This window comes from Pedobacter sp. SYSU D00535, from assembly GCF_017355855.1.
Taxonomy (GTDB): Bacteria; Bacteroidota; Bacteroidia; order Sphingobacteriales; family Sphingobacteriaceae; genus Desertivirga.
This window is the reverse complement of the sequence record NZ_JAFEWD010000003.1, coordinates 128,883-146,797: the sequence shown is the minus strand read 5'-3', so window position 1 is coordinate 146,797 and position 17,915 is coordinate 128,883. Positions and strand designations below refer to the sequence as shown.

At 44.3% G+C, this 17,915-nt stretch carries 14 protein-coding genes; 4 read left to right on the top strand and 10 right to left on the bottom strand.

Annotated features, from left to right (window positions below):
* Positions 1 to 19: 19 nt before the first annotated feature.
* The 8 genes from J4N23_RS08675 to J4N23_RS08640 all read right to left on the bottom strand — a co-directional run bounded on the left by J4N23_RS08675 (position 20) and on the right by J4N23_RS08640 (position 10,960).
* Entirely contained in the window at positions 20 to 1,321 is a 1,302-nt protein-coding gene (locus tag J4N23_RS08675) for a cytochrome c oxidase subunit II (protein ID WP_207426567.1), read from the bottom strand.
* A gap of 32 nt (positions 1,322 to 1,353) precedes the next feature.
* Positions 1,354 to 2,589, bottom strand: coding sequence for a quinol:cytochrome C oxidoreductase (locus tag J4N23_RS08670; protein ID WP_207426566.1), 1,236 nt, complete (start codon positions 2,587 to 2,589; stop codon positions 1,354 to 1,356).
* 18 nt (positions 2,590 to 2,607) lie between these two features.
* On the bottom strand, positions 2,608 to 3,192 hold the full coding sequence (locus J4N23_RS08665) for a cytochrome c (RefSeq protein ID WP_370527249.1): 585 nt from the start codon (positions 3,190 to 3,192) through the stop codon (positions 2,608 to 2,610).
* On the bottom strand, positions 3,185 to 3,721 hold the full coding sequence (locus J4N23_RS08660; protein WP_207426564.1) for a DUF3341 domain-containing protein: 537 nt from the start codon (positions 3,719 to 3,721) through the stop codon (positions 3,185 to 3,187). Before J4N23_RS08660 ends, J4N23_RS08665 begins: the two co-directional genes overlap by 8 nt.
* A 5-nt stretch (positions 3,722 to 3,726) precedes the next feature.
* Complete coding sequence (nrfD, locus tag J4N23_RS08655) at positions 3,727 to 5,190, bottom strand: NrfD/PsrC family molybdoenzyme membrane anchor subunit (protein WP_207426563.1); 1,464 nt, start codon at positions 5,188 to 5,190, stop codon at positions 3,727 to 3,729.
* A 28-nt stretch (positions 5,191 to 5,218) separates the two neighbouring features.
* Positions 5,219 to 8,329, bottom strand: coding sequence for a TAT-variant-translocated molybdopterin oxidoreductase (locus tag J4N23_RS08650; RefSeq protein ID WP_207426562.1), 3,111 nt, complete (start codon positions 8,327 to 8,329; stop codon positions 5,219 to 5,221).
* Between the two features lie 41 nt (positions 8,330 to 8,370).
* Positions 8,371 to 9,732, bottom strand: a complete 1,362-nt coding sequence (locus tag J4N23_RS08645; RefSeq protein ID WP_207426561.1) for a cytochrome c3 family protein — start codon at positions 9,730 to 9,732, stop codon at positions 8,371 to 8,373.
* Between the two features lie 253 nt (positions 9,733 to 9,985).
* On the bottom strand, positions 9,986 to 10,960 hold the full coding sequence (locus J4N23_RS08640; protein ID WP_207426560.1) for a deoxyhypusine synthase family protein: 975 nt from the start codon (positions 10,958 to 10,960) through the stop codon (positions 9,986 to 9,988).
* A gap of 176 nt (positions 10,961 to 11,136) precedes the next feature.
* Between J4N23_RS08640 and J4N23_RS08635 the strand changes: the two genes are divergently transcribed.
* Positions 11,137 to 12,225: a BamA/TamA family outer membrane protein gene (locus J4N23_RS08635; protein ID WP_242689164.1), complete on the top strand. Its 1,089-nt coding sequence runs from the start codon at positions 11,137 to 11,139 to the stop codon at positions 12,223 to 12,225.
* A 231-nt stretch (positions 12,226 to 12,456) separates the two neighbouring features.
* Here the strand turns inward: J4N23_RS08635 and J4N23_RS08630 are convergent, their stop codons facing one another.
* Positions 12,457 to 13,242, bottom strand: a complete 786-nt coding sequence (locus J4N23_RS08630; RefSeq protein ID WP_207426558.1) for an O-methyltransferase — start codon at positions 13,240 to 13,242, stop codon at positions 12,457 to 12,459.
* 148 nt (positions 13,243 to 13,390) lie between these two features.
* On the opposite strand from J4N23_RS08630, the gene J4N23_RS08625 reads away from it, so the two are divergent.
* Positions 13,391 to 14,257: a transglutaminase-like domain-containing protein gene (locus J4N23_RS08625; RefSeq protein WP_207426557.1), complete on the top strand. Its 867-nt coding sequence runs from the start codon at positions 13,391 to 13,393 to the stop codon at positions 14,255 to 14,257.
* 48 nt (positions 14,258 to 14,305) lie between these two features.
* Here the strand turns inward: J4N23_RS08625 and prfB are convergent.
* A protein-coding gene (gene prfB / locus J4N23_RS08620; protein ID WP_207426556.1) for a peptide chain release factor 2 occupies positions 14,306 to 15,383 on the bottom strand; the annotation gives its coding sequence in 2 pieces (ribosomal slippage) (positions 14,306 to 15,322 and positions 15,324 to 15,383; 1,077 coding nt in all).
* A 43-nt stretch (positions 15,384 to 15,426) separates the two neighbouring features.
* Here prfB and J4N23_RS08615 point away from each other — a divergent pair.
* Complete coding sequence (locus tag J4N23_RS08615) at positions 15,427 to 16,188, top strand: COG3650 family protein (protein ID WP_207426555.1); 762 nt, start codon at positions 15,427 to 15,429, stop codon at positions 16,186 to 16,188.
* 59 nt (positions 16,189 to 16,247) lie between these two features.
* Entirely contained in the window at positions 16,248 to 17,894 is a 1,647-nt protein-coding gene (gene pgi / locus J4N23_RS08610) for a glucose-6-phosphate isomerase (RefSeq protein ID WP_207426554.1), read from the top strand.
* The last annotated feature ends 21 nt before the right edge of the window (positions 17,895 to 17,915 follow it).

Below are 17,915 nucleotides of genomic sequence, written 5' to 3'. Positions count from 1 at the left end.
AATATCGCTCTATCGTATTTTAATTATTAATAGCTAAGTTGTTATTGGCAGGAACTTCTGTTTGCTGAGCTGCCTGTAGTTCCTTTTTCATATCATCATTGAAGAATAAAGGCTGTTTCACAATCCATTCTTCATATTCTTTTTCACTTACAACTGTAACTCTGTACTGCATGTTATAGTGCCCGGAACCACAAATTTTAGCACATAATAAAGTGTAGTTGAAGGTCGGGTTGTTGATCTTTTCCCTCATCTCTTCCGTAGTGAACTTCGGCGTAAATTGGAAATACGTTGGCATCCCCGGAACCGCGTTCATTTGAACCCGGAAGTTAGGCAGGTAAAAGCTGTGCAACACGTCTTTAGAGTTGATAGTCACCCGAACCGGACGACCTACAGGAAGAACGATTTCAGGACCCAATTTATCGTCCCAGCTCTTCTTATCACGAAAATCAATACCCAGCGTGTTTGTAGGTGTAGTCAGCTTATAGTTCCGTAAACCTAACTGATTGTCTGCACCGGCATAACGTACGTTCCATTTAAACTGCTCACCAGTTACTTCAAGACTAAGTGCGTTGTTCCGCTCTTCTTCGCTTGGGTTGGTGATACTTCTCCAGGTAAAGAAACCGAACACCACTAATCCAGTAAGCACTAAGGCAGGAATAATTGTCCAAAGTCTTTCAAGGGCGTTGTTGTGCGGATAATAGTATGCTTTACGAGTATTAGACCCTGTGTATTTGAACGCGAAGCCAAACAACAGGATCTGAGTAATTACAAATACGATAGTAGTGATCGTGATGGTGATATACATCATTGCGTCTAACCTGTCTCCATGAACGGAAGCAGACTCCCCAGATGCCATATTGCCCCAGATGTCGTATGACCAATAAGTACCATACAGGCCTGCAACCAGGAAAAGGATAAAAAGAACGCTCTGTATAGCATTCCAGTTAATTCCGCCTTTCTTGCCCTGAACCTCCCTGGTAAGTTCATACACCTTCAGCACCTTCCCGATAATTCCCAGGAAAATACATAAAAGCACGAATAACAATAAGTAAAAGTATACCGACTTATATAATGCAGAATTATCTACAACTTCTTCAGCAGCGGCAAGGGTACTTTCATCGTCTGTTTCTGAATCATCTGAAGACATAACAGCCGAAGGAGTATCACCGATCGAACCGGTAGAAGAATTTAGCTCCTGAGCAGTATCTGTCAGAGCGGCGTTCGGCTCTTCCTGTGCAGAAACCGTTTGCCCTATCATTAGAAAGAAAAGAACAAGCCCTGTGAGCAAAAACCTGAACTTAGAAATTTTAATAAACCCCATTTTATTATCTATAAAATTAGTTCCGTTAACGTTTAAATATGGTGATGTAAACTTTCCTCCAGGAAAGGGTGGTTTCGTGCTACAAGTGGCTTTTTAGCAAGCTGAGTAAGCATCAGGAAGCTGAACAAACCTGCGAATCCAAGGGCAATACCAACTTCAGTGATACCAAACGTATGGTTTTCCTCCATAGTACCTGGCATGATCATCATGTAGTAATCCAGCCAGTGTCCGCATAACAACATGATACAAACAAATGTAAGTACGGCAGTCTTTCGCTTTGCATCCCTCGTCATCAGAATCAATACCGGTGCAAGGAAATTGATAGCGATATTTATCCAAAACCAAGGCTTATAACTAGGCTCCCATCTTTTATAAAAATAAACTGTTTCTTCAGGGATGTTAGCGTACCAGATCAAAAGGAACTGTGCAAACCAAACGTACGTCCAGAAGATAGAGAAAGCGAAGATAAATTTACCTAAGTCGTGTAAGTGATTTTCATTCACCCAGGTTAAGTATCCCGACTTCTTAAGCAGAATGATTGTTAAAGTAATAGCGCACAAGCCACTAACCCACATTGCCGCAAAGTTATACCATCCGAACATGGTAGAAAACCAGTGCGCCTCTAATGACATGATGGTATCAAAAGACCAGATGGGAGTAGTAAAACCGAAGATTACAAGAAAAATAGCAGAGTACTTGAAGCTCTTGTTGTAGCTATTCAAACCTCCTTCTAAATCTTCATTGTAAGAAAACCTGGCCAGGGCAATAGCGAAAATACTATAGATACCCAGAAAAATCACCTGGCGTGCAAGAAAGAACGGAATGTTCAGGTAACCTGCCTTACCAGCAATGAGATGATCATAATTAGGATGTCCCTCCTCAGCAATCCCCTCCAGTGTCCAGTGATGGTACAAGTTGTGGGAAAGCAATCCTGCAGCGATAATAATGATTAACACTACAGAGGCGATAGGTAATACTCTGGCAAAAGCCTGAGGCACGCGAAGTAAGCCTGCTGACCAGCCCGCCTGTGCAACAAACTGAAGCGCCAGGAAGAAGGCACCTGCAGCACAAACACAGGTAAAGTAATATCCCATCAGTAAAAGATTAGAAAAAGTACGTTCAGCTCTGTGTTCTACGTGTGGATCCAGAAAGAATCCGTAGACAATTGCAAGTACTCCTATAGCAATAGCAATTAAACTCCAGGTTTTAGCTTTTCCTGAAAATTCGAATTGCTCGTTGAAATTATGTGTATGACTGTGAGTTCCCATTTTGGCTAAAACAATTTACTATTGAACTTTTTGCAATTCATGAACGTACATTACAATTTTCCATCTCTCTGCCGGAGACAGTTGACTACGATGGGGGCCCATAAGGTTTAGTCCATGAGTAATAGTGTGGAAAATTCTACCGTCAGACATAGCACTCATAGAACCGCCTCTTGAAGACGTCCCTTTAGAATATGAAGGGGGAGCGGGGAATTTTTCCAACTTTATAATCTCACCATCACCGTTACCTTGAGCACCGTGGCAATGAGAACACATATGATTGTATAGAACTTTACCCTGGGCAAGGTTTTGCTGATTTACAGGAAACGGATTTTTCAAAGTCGCTTCTGCCGCAGCCAGGCCTTCGGGCGTGTTCGGGTACTCTTCCATTTTATCGTAACCTATCGGATTTGTACCGGCAGGTGGAATCTGAGCAGTTTGTCCGTTGGCGAAATTCTTATTGGGTTGATCATAATTGTATGCAATCGGGTCATACATATTACGAGCGAACTCCCAGCCACGGCCTTTACTATCGCCGCAGGAAGAAATAACAGAAGCAGCGGCTACTGTTAAAAAGGTGATACCTAATATCCTGAGCTTATTCATAACTAACATATTTCCTTTCGTTGTGCAGTATTTCTACGGCACCAGCTGAGTTTAACAAATCGTTAATTTTATCAGGGTAAGGATTAGTCTGAGCGTCTATAGCGATCACAAAGCGATCGTTAGTAGCACGCAGATCCATCACCCTTGGAGCTCTCCCTGGGAAAAAATGGTTCGCAAAGAAAAAGGTGAACATCATTCCGTAGGAAGCAAATAGGATAGTAAGCTCGAAACATACCGGCACAAAGTCGGGCATTGCAAAGGCAGGCTTACCACCGATATTCATTGGCCAGTCGTAAACCAGCATGTAATATATCATTGAGAAAGCAGTGAACGTCCCGGTTAAACCGAAGCAAAAAGCTGCGATAGGCAAGCGTGAACGTTTTAAACCAAGCTTATCTTCAATCCCGTGGATAGGCATTGGAGTGTATACATCATAGATCTTGATGTTATTCTCCTGTAATTTATCGATCCCGTGCATCAAATCATCAGGATCTGTAAAATGACCTAAAATATATTTTGTGTTGCTCATTGTCTTTAAACTTTTAGGTAATCTACGCTATCAAATTTCTCCAGAGACTCCTGGTAAGCTTCCGCTTGCTCAGGCTTGATTTTACCATCAGCAATAAGCTTTTGCTTCACCTGATCACTTGAGCTTTTCAGAATCAGTTTCACCTCTGCTATTGCAATACCCGGTAGAACGCGAAGGAATAAAAGGAATAAAGTAAAGAATACGCCTATTGATCCAACAAATAGAAGCACATCGATCAGACTAGGATAGAACATTACCCAGCTGGATGGAATATAATCGCGGTGCAGGGAGGTTACGATAATTACGAAACGCTCGAACCACATACCGATATTTACTACTATTGACAATAACCAGGAAGCCCAGATGCTGGTACGGATCTTTTTGAACCAGAAAAGCTGAGGAGAGATTACGTTACAAGTCATCATGCTCCAGTAGGCCCACCAGTAAGGACCGCTAATACGATTCAAGAATGCGTACTGCTCATACTCCACACCTGAATACCAGGCAATAAACAACTCTGTTAAATACGCCACCCCTACTATCGAACCGGTAACAGTGATGATTTTATTCATCGACTCGATATGGAACATAGTGATGTAATTTTCCCATTTCATCACCTTACGAGCAATCAGCAATAGTGTTTGCACCATGGCGAAACCGGAGAAGATCGCTCCCGCAACGAAGTATGGAGGGAAAATGGTAGTGTGCCACCCTGGTTCAAGGGAAGTAGCAAAGTCGAAGGATACGATGGTGTGTACTGAAAGTACCAGTGGTGTAGATACACCTGCAAGGATCAGAGATACTGCTTCAAATCGTTGCCAGTTCTTTACAGAGCCAGCCCATCCGAAAGAAAGAATAGAGTAAATCCGACGACGTAAACCTGTAGCTCTGTCACGGATAGTGGCGATATCAGGAAGAAGTCCAGTATACCAGAACACCAGAGACACTGAGAAGTAGGTAGAGATCGCAAATACGTCCCATACTAGTGGTGAGTTAAAGTTTACCCATAGTGAACCGAATTGATTCGGAAGCGGGAATACCCAGTACGCTAACCATGGACGACCCATGTGGGCGAAGATGTAGGTGGCGGCACAGATAACGGCGAAGATCGTCATCGCCTCTGCAGACCGGTTGATGGAGTTACGCCAGTTTTGACGGAATAGCAACAATACGGCCGAGATAAGTGTTCCGGCGTGACCGATACCTACCCACCATACGAAGCCGGTGATATCCCAAGCCCAACCTACCGTTTTATTTAGTCCCCAAACACCTAATCCTACCCAGAACGTATAGCTGATGGCTCCCACCCAAACCAGGGCAAAGAACACCGCTACACTGAATCCAATCCACCAGGCTTTATTTGGTTTATTTTCAACGGGAGCCAATATATCTTCCGTGATCTGAGAATAGGTTATATTCTCACCCGTGATTAATGGTTCCCTTAATATTGATTCGTTATGACCTGCCATAATCTTTTATAATCTTAATAGATAATAATTAAGCTTCTTCTACTGTATTTCTAACTAGTGTTTGATAACCAATACCTGGCTGAGTGTTCAACTCCTGCAATACGTAGTAAGTCCGCTCATTATCTAAAGCTTTACGTACTGCTGAATTCGGATCGTTGCGGTCTCCGAAAATGATCGCGTTACCAGGACAAGTTTGCTGACAAGCAGTTTGAATCTCTAAATCACGTAGTGGGCGTTTTTCGATTTTAGCCTGAAGTCTGCCGGCTTGTATACGTTGGATACACATCGTACATTTTTCCATTACCCCACGGAAACGTGTAGTAACATCAGGGTTAAGTACTAACTGTGTAAACTCGTTGTTCATATAGTTGTCAAAACGGGAATCGTTCCAGTAGTTGAACCAGTTGAATCGACGTACTTTGTATGGACAGTTGTTAGCGCAGTAACGAGTACCAACACAACGGTTGTAAGCCATGTGGTTCAAGCCGTCTGTTGAGTGCATTGTTGCAATTACCGGACAAACTGTTTCGCAAGGTGCATGGTCACAGTGCTGACATAGCATCGGCTGATTTACGACAGTAACGTCTTCAAAGTCATTGTTATCCAAGTGCTTCAGCTCGTTCTCTTCAGTAACCGAGTTTTTGCCATCCTGAATGCTGTAATAGCGGTCAATACGTAACCAGGTCATTTCACGGCGACGGCGAACTTCGTCACGACCAACAACCGGGATGTTATTCTCCACGTTACAAGCTACTACACAAGCACCACAACCCGTACAGGCATTCAAGTCGATTGCCATTACCCAGCTGTGACCTACCTGTTTGTGCTCTGGCCACAAGTCATAAGTCTTGTGTTCCATCTCATGCTTTCCGGTTCCCGAGTAAGGATCGTTTGCGTACTGATTGAAAGTGGTTTCACGCACTACGTTACGACCCTCGAAAGAGTGGTGAGTTTGTGTTTGCGCAAGCTCATAGCGACCGTTGCCCTTTTCAATAGTAACCGAAGCTACACGATGAAATGTACCGTTTGTATAAGTAATGAATGGATAAGCATTTTTACCTACCTCGTCTCCGGCTTTACCAACTTTACTACGGCCATAACCAAGAGCGATAGAAACTGTTCCCTGAGCCTGACCTGGTTGATAAAGAGCTGGAAGCTCGATAGACTTATCACCAGCTTTCACGATCACATTGTCAAATTCAACAATCCCCAGCTTCTCTGCGTATTTAGGGTTGATGGCAACGTAGTTGTCCCAGGTAACCTTAGATACCGGATCAGGTAATTCCTGTAACCAGGCATTGTTCGCATATCTACCGTCACGAAGAGCAACTGATTCGTACAAACTCAGCTCAGCGCCTTTTTCAGCACCTTGAGCAAGTGCCTGACTTGTTTTAAGAATGTTTTGAGCCGCTGCTCCAATATTTACCGCGCCAACACGTGCTCCCGAAGCTACTGGTGCTGATGTTGCAGCTATAGTTCCGGCCGCTCCAGCTCCTTCCTGCAGAGTAGAACCTGTATTGGCAATAATTGAAGCACCACCTGTAGTAGCTACCCCTTTCTGTAATAGCTCCTTCCAGCTCATTCCAACAGATGGAAGAATCGTTCTCTCCCAGTTGTTCTTAACATACTGGTAGTAGTTCTTTACTGGATTATCCGACCAGATCAGCAAGCTCTGCTCCGCCTGACGGGTATTATAAACAGGATTGATGGTTGGCTGAACAATCGTGTAATATCCGGCAACCGGATTAGCATCGTTCCAGGTCTCTAAATAATTAGGTACAGGAGCAAGTACATCACACAATGCAGCGGTTTCGTCCGGACGATCAGAGAAAGACACTTTCAGTCTTACTTTAGATAGTGCCTCTGAAAACTCTTTTTGGTTACCAAAAGTGTAAGCCGGGTTAGCGTTTACGAAGAAAACTCCGTCTACTTCCCCACGTTGCATTTCTCCAAGTAAGGTCATGAAGTCAGCATCGTTACCGGCGTACTGGTAAGAAGGATTGTTAATATCAATAGTAGTACCGTAGCTGCCGATCAACGAGTTGATGGCGTTAACCACGATCTGAACGTTCACATCATTCGAACCACTCACTACAAGCGCACGTCCTCTGGCTGCAGTTAATTCCTTTGCTACCAGCGTTAATGCCTTTTCAGCTTTTGGATTCGATAATTTTTGCGTTTGAGCAGCACCGCCTAAGGCACTGTAAAGATTAAGCAGTACCAGTGCTTCTTCTGAAGGTTTAACAGCGATACGTACGTCCGCATTGGTACCGGTTGTCGTCATACCAGACTCAATCTGGATATGTCTCGACATCTTCTTATTTTTTAAAGAAGCGATATTTCTCTTCCTGATGTACTGACGGTTGAATTCAAGAGGAGAGATCCATGAACCCAAAAAGTCAGCACCGAAGCTTACGATAACATCCGCTCTTTCAAAATGATAGTGAGGAATTACCGCTCTTCCAAAGCTGCTCTGATTAGCCTGAATAATACCGCTGTAAGAAACAGCGTCGTACTGGATATGTCTTGTATTAGGATACTGAGCAATAAAATCAGCAATTACTGCTTTTCCTGACGGGCTGTTGATGGTTGAAGAAACGATTCGGATCTTTTTACCGCCAGCCTGTATTTTGTTTAATTCACCACGAACAAAAGAATCTACTTCCTGCCAGCCAACATTCTCGCCTTTCAGTTTCGGTCCCTTCAGTTTCGATACATCATAAAGATCAAGAATTGATGCCTGACCTACTGCATCTAAACGCCCCTCACCTAGTAAACACGCTGGATTTCCTTCGATTTTGATAGGTCGACCTTCTCTAGTTTTAACAAGAACACCCACTCCATTAAAACTCGAAGCATAGTAATTTGCAACACCTGGAGTAACTTCTTCAGGTTTTATAAGATAAGGAATTGACTTATGTACTGGTGCCTTCTGACAAGCAGCAAGAGTCACTGCTCCCACTCCAAATCCCAGCGCTTTTAAAAAGTCACGACGAGGAGTAACAGTTTTTAATCCCGCATCGTTCAGCACTTCTTCGATTGGAAGTGACTCAGAGAATTCGCCTTTATTATTTTCAACAAACTCAGGAGTCTTTTGCAGCTCTTCTAAACCTTTCCAGTATTTTTTATTGCTTTCCATTTAAGCTATATATAACTGTATTCGTAAGTTCTAATTAATTATTAATAATGACATTTACCACACTCAAGACCACCTAACACAGCCGGAGTAACTTTCACACCCTTCTTGATGGTTTCGTGTACTGCAAGCACCTTGTCATAATAAGCGTTGCCTTTGTGATTCACAGATCGCTCACGGTGACAGTTGATACACCATTTCATGGTAAGAGGAGCATATTGGTACACCTCTGGCATAGTCTGGATAGGACCGTGACATTCCTGGCACCGGATACCCGCAACCGTTACGTGTTGTGAGTGATTGAAGTATGCAAGATCAGGGAGGTTGTGTACTCTCACCCATTGAATTGGCTTTGGATTGTCGCCATATTGTTTTGTTTGAGGATCGTAGTCCAGGGCTTTATAGATCTTAGCGATTTCCGGAGAAGTTTCACCGTTGTATTTCTCGCTGGCCGTAACGTAGTTATGACAGTTCATACACACGTTAAGCGAAGGGATTGCCGCATTTTTAGATTTGTAAGCACTGAAGTGACAGTATTGACAATCTATCTTAAGCGTACCTGCGTGTAACTGGTGCGAATATTTGATAGGCTGCTCTGGTTGATATCCCTGATGCACACCAACGTTCCATAAAGTCACCCAACCCCATGAACCAAAGAAGATAACGAGCAATAAGATCGTAAAGAAAACGAACTTCTTATTCTTAGCTAACCTTCTGAAACGAACCGCAGCACTTTCGCCCTCTACTACAAGATCTTCTTCAGTAAGTAACCCCTGTTTTTGCAAGATTACTTTTTCAAGCGTTTTGATGACCCTGTTAAGCACAAGGATTACCAACAAAGCAACGATCACCACCAGGATTAAACTTCCCAGCATGAAATCGCTGACCCCGTCTCCACCCGCGGCGGTTTCGCCCTCAGCACCTGTACCAGTTCCTGCAGCAGCTCCTTCTGGTTTGTTGCTTTCTGCCTCTACGTAAGCAAGGATGTTTCTGATATCATCATCGCTTAATTCAGGGAAGGCAGTCATTACAACTTTGTTGTATTCGTTGAATACTTTCACCGCAGCAGGATCGCCCGCCGCAACAAGTGCCTGCGAGTTCTTGATCCACTTAATCAACCATGCCTCATCATACTTTTGATTGATACCCTTAAGTGCAGGACCTACCACCACACGACTCATAGCGTGACAAGAGGTACACTTCTGCTTAAACAGCGCGCCACCTGCAGCAGCGTCGCCGGCAGGAGCGGCACCTGATTCAGCAGCAACGTCACCTGAAGCAGCCTGAGGAGCGGCAGTATTAGACGCTGGCTGATTTTGAGCATTAGCCTGGATACCTAAACTTAAAGATGAAATTAAAAGTAAAGATTTTGCAATTCTTCTAAAAACCAATGAGATGCTTCTCATATTTATATTTTTCGCTAAAAAATTGAATGTAAAATCGAAAATGCAGTCCAAGTCACATTTTCGGATGACAAAAGTATAATTAATTAACTGATCCATGACACTTGGATGACCTGTATTATCAATTTATAATCATTCTAAATAATTGAAAAAGCGCCTTAACGAATTCGTTAAGGCGCTTTTTTTACTAAAGTCAATATTAGTTCAGCGTCTGCTATTTGAACTTAAAAAAACTTTTTTTTATACTCTTCTTGCGCTATTGCTTTAGTACCCACGCAAAGATCAAAGGAGCAACAATCGTCGCGTCTGATTCAACGATAAACTTCGGTGTATGAATGTCTAGTTTACCCCAGGTAATCTTCTCGTTTGGAACTGCTCCGGAGTAAGATCCATAAGACGTGGTAGAATCAGAAATCTGACAGAAGTAGCTCCAAAAAGGCACTTCGTGCATTTCCAGATCCTGGTACAGCATTGGTACTACGCAGATCGGGAAGTCGCCCGCAATACCTCCGCCAATCTGGAAGAAGCCGATACCTTTACCATCACAATTAGCCCGGTACCAGTCTGCCAGCCAGGTCATGTACTCAATTCCGCTTTTCATAGTAGAAGCTTTCAACTCCCCCTTTATCACGTAGGAGGCGAAAATATTCCCCATGGTACTATCTTCCCATCCTGGTACGATGATCGGAAGATTTTTTTCTGCGGCAGCTATCATCCAGCTATTCTCAACCGGAATCTCATAGTTCTCCTTCATCACCCCGCTTAACAGGAGTTTATACATGTACTCATGCGGAAAATAGCGCTCGCCCTTATCGTCCGCGTCTTTCCAGATCTTATGGATATGCTGCTGAATACGGCGGAAGGCTTCTTCCTCCGGAATACAAGTATCAGTTACCCGGTTGAAACCGTTTTCCAATAAGTCCCACTCTTCCTGCGGACTAAGATCCCGGTAGTTAGGCACCCTCTTGTAATGTGAGTGCGCTACCAGATTCATAATATCTTCTTCTAAATTCGCTCCTGTACATGATATGATCGACACCTTATCCTGACGGATCATTTCGGCTAGTGAAATACCCAACTCAGCAGTACTCATGGCACCAGCCAGCGTGATCATCATTTTTCCACCTTCATCAAGATGAGTCTCATAGCCCTTCGCAGCATCAACAAGCGCTGCAGCATTGAAGTGCCGATAGTTATGTTCGATAAATTTAGATACTGGTCCTCTTTCCATTTTTTTATTAAAATTAAAGGCGCAAAAATACAATTTTTATATCTGGTGATGAATATCCTTTACAGCTACTATATGTAATTCTCATATAGATTGTTCAGAGAAACGTAACAACCACTATCTTCGTGCCTGATATGTTTCAAAAGCACCTGATATTTTTATTTATCCTTCTTTCGAGCATGCCACTGCTTGCGCAAAGGAAGCTAATCGATAAGCTGACCTCAGCAAACGGCGACTCGACCCGAAGCGGTTCTTTTCTGATACTCCCTTCGGTTGGATACGCCCAGGAGACAGGCTGGGAATTTGGAATTGTATCATTATCTTCCTTTTATACCGATAAAACAGATACGCTCACTCGCCCTTCTACCCTGGGAGGGTTGGCAGCTTTTACTACCAAAAAACAGTACAATTTTGTCTTAAAACCAGACATTTGGTCGCCGGGCAACCGCTACCACTACCATGTCGAACTCCGGTACAAAGACTTTCCATTTAATTTCTATGGCGTGGGAGATCAGACCCGCGAGGCTGATAAAGATGTGATTACGCAACGTCTCATCCGGGTAGCAGCAGAGGCCGAGAAATTACTGAAAAGAGGCGCTTACCTCGGTCTCAACCTATCCTATGAAAACTACCGTTACACCGACCAGCAGAGCGGAGGTATCTTCGAAACTTCACCCTCTTTGAGAGACAGAAATGGCGGGGAAGTAGTGTATATCGGCCTCTCTCAAATCGTTGATTCACGGGACATTAATACCTATACGACCCGGGGAACGTATCTGAAATTCAATTATTCTTTTATCCCCGACCTGTTTGGTGGAGAAAACTTTACCGGAAGTCTCTTTAAGTTCGACTTAAGAACCTTCAAAAGCTATAATCCGAAAACCGTTCTTGGCTTTAATTTAGTGTACAATACCCTTCAGGGAAGCAACACGCCGTTCTACCTGATGCCGCAGCTGGGAAATGATCAGATCATGAGGGGATACTACAGCGGCAGATACCGGAACGACAATCTACTTGCCGCACAAACGGAGTTACGCTACCGGTTGATCCCGAGATTTGGAGTAGCTGCTTTTGCCGGAGCCGGCACCGTCTATGGCAATCGTCTGCTGAGACTGAACAACGTAAAACCGAGTTATGGAGGAGGAATCAGGTACTTTGTAGATCCTAAGAAAGGCATGACGCTACGCTTTGATTATGCCTTTGGGGAAAAACGACCGGGTGAAGAAAGACAAAAGGGCTTTTATCTCTCGCTGAACGAAGCGTTTTAGAACGCATCCCATTCATGTTGCCTGGTGAAAACCTCCTATGTTCCTCCCTGGTTTTGCCTGTGTTATGCCCGGAGCTCGTATGAGTCCTCTATAAGTCTGCAATGAGTCCACATTGAGTCCACCTATTGCCAAAAAAAAGGTGGATTTATCACTGACTCAAGCTTCAATCAAGGGAGACTCAGTAGAAATTTAGGTGGAAAAAGGGCGCAATGTAAGCAGGAGCGAATAGCGCTAGTACCTGATCTTAAAATCCTGTTTTACCTGTCCCTTGCGGAAGTAAACCAATCCGATCCAGAATAAGTCAACGGTTACGGTGACCCGGGGATGAGCTTTAATGGTGTTCCAGGCTTCTTCCATACCTTTGCTCCAATAGATATCGTCAAAGATCAGTAAGCTATCCTCATGAACTTTTGGCAAACACCAATCGAAGTAGTTTAAGGTTGCCTCCTTACGGTGATTTCCGTCCACGAATACCACATCTAAGGAATCCGCGGAAGCGATCACCTCGGGAAGAATATGATCAAAATTTCCGGTTCTGATCTCCACCTTCGAGGCACCTAACTGCTGAAGGTTCTCCTGTGCGACTGCCGCAGTTTCAGGACACCCCTCAATGCTTAACACCTTTGCCGCGGGAGCTGCTTTTGCTAAATACGCTGTCGTTAATCCCAAACAAGTGCCCAGCTCAATAATATTCTTCGGCTTCCTTTCGTTAGCTAACCTGTATATCAGTTGAGCCAGCTTTGCCGGCTTTAAGGCATTTCTGGCAAGCTGCTTAACTTGCTTCTGCTTATTGTTGTTGATGTGAGATCCGGCTCCAAGGTCCGTGATGGTGACGGTTCTAGCGTCGGTCAAAAGTTGCTTCCGTAAGGCTTCGATCTCCTGATAATCCGTACGGGGGCTATAATCGTAAATTACTTCGTCAACAAGCTTGTATACAAAAGGCGAGTGAACGCCATGCCGGGTATTGGCCTGAAGCCGATGTTGGATGAAGGATTTAAGCAGCTGAAAATTTAACATCTGAGGCAAAAGTAGATAAAAAACTTTATCGCGGCTTCTACCTGTTTTTATAATATAACAGGGCTTACAACTACAATTTCCTGCGAAATCGGTTATCATAGAAAGTAAGCTCGGCGGTAATTGCGCGTTTTATTTTAAATTAGTAGAAATGATTAATCATAAAGAAGTAGAGTCATTAATAAAACTGCTGGACGATCCGGATCTGGAGATTGCACAGCACGTGGAAGAACGGCTTCTTTCTTATGGGAACGAAGTAGTTGAATATTTGGAGTCGGCCTGGGAGCAATCCTTCGACGCAGTACTACAAGAGCGGATCGAAAATCTCGTACATAAAATTCAGTATACCGACGTCAAGAAAGAGTTGGAGCTTTGGTATCATGGCGGGGCTTTCGACCTGTTGCAGGGTGTGATCATCATCAACAAATATCAATACCCGGATATGGACCCGCAGAAGATCACCAACCAAATTGAAGATATCAAACGGGAGATCTGGCTTCAGATGATGTATGACATGAGTGCCATCGAAAAAGTAAAGCTGATGAACCATGTGCTGTACAACATCTATGGTTTCTCGGGCAACACCACCAATCACCAGGATCCGCAGAACTCTTACATCAGCCAGGTGTTGGAGAGCAAAAAAGGCAACCAAATCTCGCTTGCGGTCATCTATTCGGTCATTGCCCAAAAACTCGACATTCCTGTCTACGGCGTCAACCTCCCGCAGCATTTTATTTTGGGATATGTAGACGAAACCCAGGAGTATAGCCAGGAAGACGGCGTACTGTTTTACATAAATGCTTTTAATAAAGGCTTCATTTTTGGTAAACGTGACGTGGATTCGTTTCTGAAACAGTTGCAGCTGAAGCCGGAAAAGTCGTTTTATGAACCTTGCCGGAATGAAGATATCATCCGAAGGATTTTAAGAAATCTTATTGCTGCCTATACCAAGCTGGGCTACGATAAGAAGGTGAAAGAAATTGAAGAGCTGCTTTCTGTGGTAGAAACCGAGAAGTAGGCAGATTATAAAACAGTTAGCAGTAATACACTGCTAACTGTTTTGAATTTAAAATTCCATAAGGTAAGCCTTCAGAAAATCGTTTAGATCCCCATCCAGCACTGCCTGTGCATTAGAGGTTTCGTAATTCGTCCGAAGATCTTTTACCAGTTTATAGGGATGAAGTACGTAGTTCCGTATTTGTGAGCCCCATTCGATCTTTTTCTTGGAGCCTTCAATAGCGGCTGTAGTTTCCATCTTTTTCCGCATTTCGATCTCGTACAACTGTGATTTCAATAAGCGGATCGCGTTCTCCTTATTCTGCAGCTGAGAACGGGATTCCTGGTTCTTAATAATGATGCCGGAAGGTTTGTGGTAAAGGCGAACAGCAGTTTCTACCTTGTTCACGTTCTGTCCGCCGGCACCGCCTGACCTGAAGGTTTCAAATTCAATGTCTGCTGGATTCACTTCTATTTCGATGGTATCATCCACCAAGGGGTAAACATAAACCGAGGCAAAGGAAGTGTGGCGCTTGGCATTTGCATCAAAAGGAGAAATACGAACAAGCCGGTGAACCCCGTTCTCGCCTTTCAAATAGCCGTAAGCAAAATCTCCTTCAAACTGAATGGTCACGGATTTAACTCCTGCAACCTCCCCTTCCTGGAAATCCTGCTCGGTAACCTTATAGCCATTCTTCTCACCCCACATGATGTACATCCGCATCAGCATCTGAGCCCAGTCACAGCTTTCTGTACCACCGGCGCCTGCCGTGATCTGCATTACTGCGTTTAGCTGATCCTCTTCGGAGCTCAGCATATTTTTAAACTCCAGTTCCTCCAGCTGTTTGAGCGCAATCTCGTACTGCTCCTTCAGGTCCTCCGGACTTGCTTCTCCGGCCTGGTAAAAATCAAACATGACGGCAACATCTTCAACTGCCGCTTTAACTGCAGTGTAGCCATCGGTCCAGGTTTTCTTATTTTTTATGGAGTGAAGGACTTTCTCAGCTTCCTTGGGCTTATCCCAGAAACCCTCGGTAGTGGTAAATTCTTGTTCAAGGCGTAATTCATCGAGCTTCCGTTCGATGTCAAAGATGCCTCCTCAGGGACTCTACTCTGTCCCTTAAATCCTGTAGTTGTTCTTTGGTCATGCTGCAAAAGTAAACTTTTGCAGATCTTAAATGTTCAGAAAAAATGAAAAGATGGTTTCTCTTTGTTCTTATTGTTGCAAATCTCTCGGCATGCATAAAAAGACAACCACCGGTAACCACAGGAGACACGCTGGCCACTGACGGGGTTCAGATCGACACGACGGTTATTACCGATACCTCCTCTGTCCACCCCGTCTCCATCCCTAAAAAAACCTACAGAGGAATGTATATCACAGGCAACGAGGTGAATATTTTCAAAGACTGTGCGGCTTCAGACCAGACCTATTGGGTGGAAGACGAGAGCGGAAAATTGCAGTCGCTCTATAAAAGCGCAAAAGCTAACCTTTCCTATGATTATGAAAGCGTATACGCGGAAGTCAAAGGTTACTTACGGGGCAAAAGCCGGATAGGCTACGCGGAAGAGTACGATCAGGTATTGGTAGTGACAGAGGTGGTGGCCTTGAAGCAAAAAACACCCAACACAGCTTGCTATGAGTATGAGTTCCTGGTCCGGGGTAACGAGCCCTTCTGGGCAGTAGAAATCATCCCCTCGGAAAAGATAATTGCGCTTAAGGACGTGGCTGCAGAAAAGACCTACGTTTTTCCTTATCGCGCCCCTGAAAAGCAAGGCACCAATTTCATTTACGCGCTCAAAAACGACCGGAACGAGAACTTAAGGATACAAATCAACAAAGAAGCCTGCAGCGACGGCATGTCTGATCTAAAATATAACTACTCGGCCACCGCTACCATCAATGGAAAAACCTTGAAAGGCTGCGCCATTAAAAAAGGCGAGCCCTTATAGCATCAATCAACTTTTACTATCATTAAATCTATTATATCTTCGTCGAAAAAAAATTAACAATGCTTCCTAAAATAAACTTCACCCAGACTCAGGCCTATCAGTACCTGTCAGACCATTTAGTAGAAATCAGCAATCAACATTTAAGAGACCTATTCGCCCAGGACCCCTCCCGCTTTGAAAAATTCTCTATTCAGTTAGGAGATATTCTACTTGACTATTCAAAAAACAGGATCAACGAAAAAACCTTCGCCCTTTTGATCCAACTGGCAAAAGAGTGCAAGCTGGATGAAGCTATTGAAGCGATGTTTTCCGGTGAAAAGATCAATGCTACCGAAGGAAGGTCTGTACTGCACGTAGCCTTAAGAAACCAGGGAAACAGTCCGGTAATGGTAGATGGTGCGGATGTGATGCCGGAAATAAATGAAGTGCTGCAGAAGATGGAGAAGTTCTGCAATTCGGTGATTTCCGGGGAGTGGAAAGGCTATACCGGCAAAGAGATCACTGATGTGGTAAATATCGGTATTGGCGGATCTGATCTGGGTCCTGTGATGGTAACGGAGGCTTTAAAGCCTTATAAAACCCGTTTGAATCTCCACTTCGTCTCCAACGTAGATGGTACCCATATCGCGGAAACGCTGAAAAAAGTAAACCCTGAAACGACTCTTTTCCTGATTGCTTCTAAAACGTTTACTACCCAGGAAACGATGGCTAACGCGCATACGGCGCGGGACTGGTTCCTGGAGTCGGAAGCTGCGCAGGCCGATGTAGCAAAACATTTCGCTGCCCTATCCACCAACGCCAGTGCGGTTTCGAGCTTCGGAATCGATACGCAGAACATGTTCGAGTTTTGGGACTGGGTAGGCGGCCGCTACTCCCTGTGGAGCGCTATTGGAACTTCAATAGCACTGGCTATCGGCTTCGATAATTTCAAGGCGCTGCTTGGTGGTGCACATGCGATGGACAAACATTTCCGCGAAAGCGAATTTGAACAGAACATGCCGGTAATTCTGGCGCTGCTGGGCATCTGGTACAACAATTTCTTCGAAGCAGAAAGCCATGCAATTCTTCCTTACGACCAATATTTACATCGCTTTGCGGCTTACTTCCAGCAGGGAGATATGGAAAGCAATGGAAAATACGTAGACAGAAACGGGGAAGTAGTGAACTATCAAACCGGGCCTATCATTTGGGGAGAGCCGGGCACTAACGGTCAGCATGCCTTCTACCAGCTGATCCACCAGGGAACCAAACTGATTCCTTGTGATTTTATCGCCCCGGCGCAATCTCACAATAAAATCGGCAATCACCATACCTTACTGCTTTCGAACTTCTTTGCGCAGACAGAAGCCCTCATGAACGGAAAAACGTATGAAGAAGTGGTAGCGGAGTTAGAAGCAGCAGGCAAATCAGAAGCAGCTATTGAAGAGCTGGCGGCCTTTAAAGTATTTGAAGGCAACAGACCGACCAACTCCATCCTGGTAAAACAACTGACGCCCGAGACCCTGGGTATGCTTATCGCGATGTATGAACACAAGATCTTTGTACAGGGCATTATCTGGAACATCTACAGCTTCGACCAATGGGGCGTAGAGCTGGGCAAGCAACTGGCAAGTAAGATCCTACCGGAGCTGCAAAACGACGAACAGGTGAGTTCGCACGATGCATCCACCAACGGACTGATCAATCAGTATAAAAACTGGAGATAACGTAACAAAAACGGGGCAAAC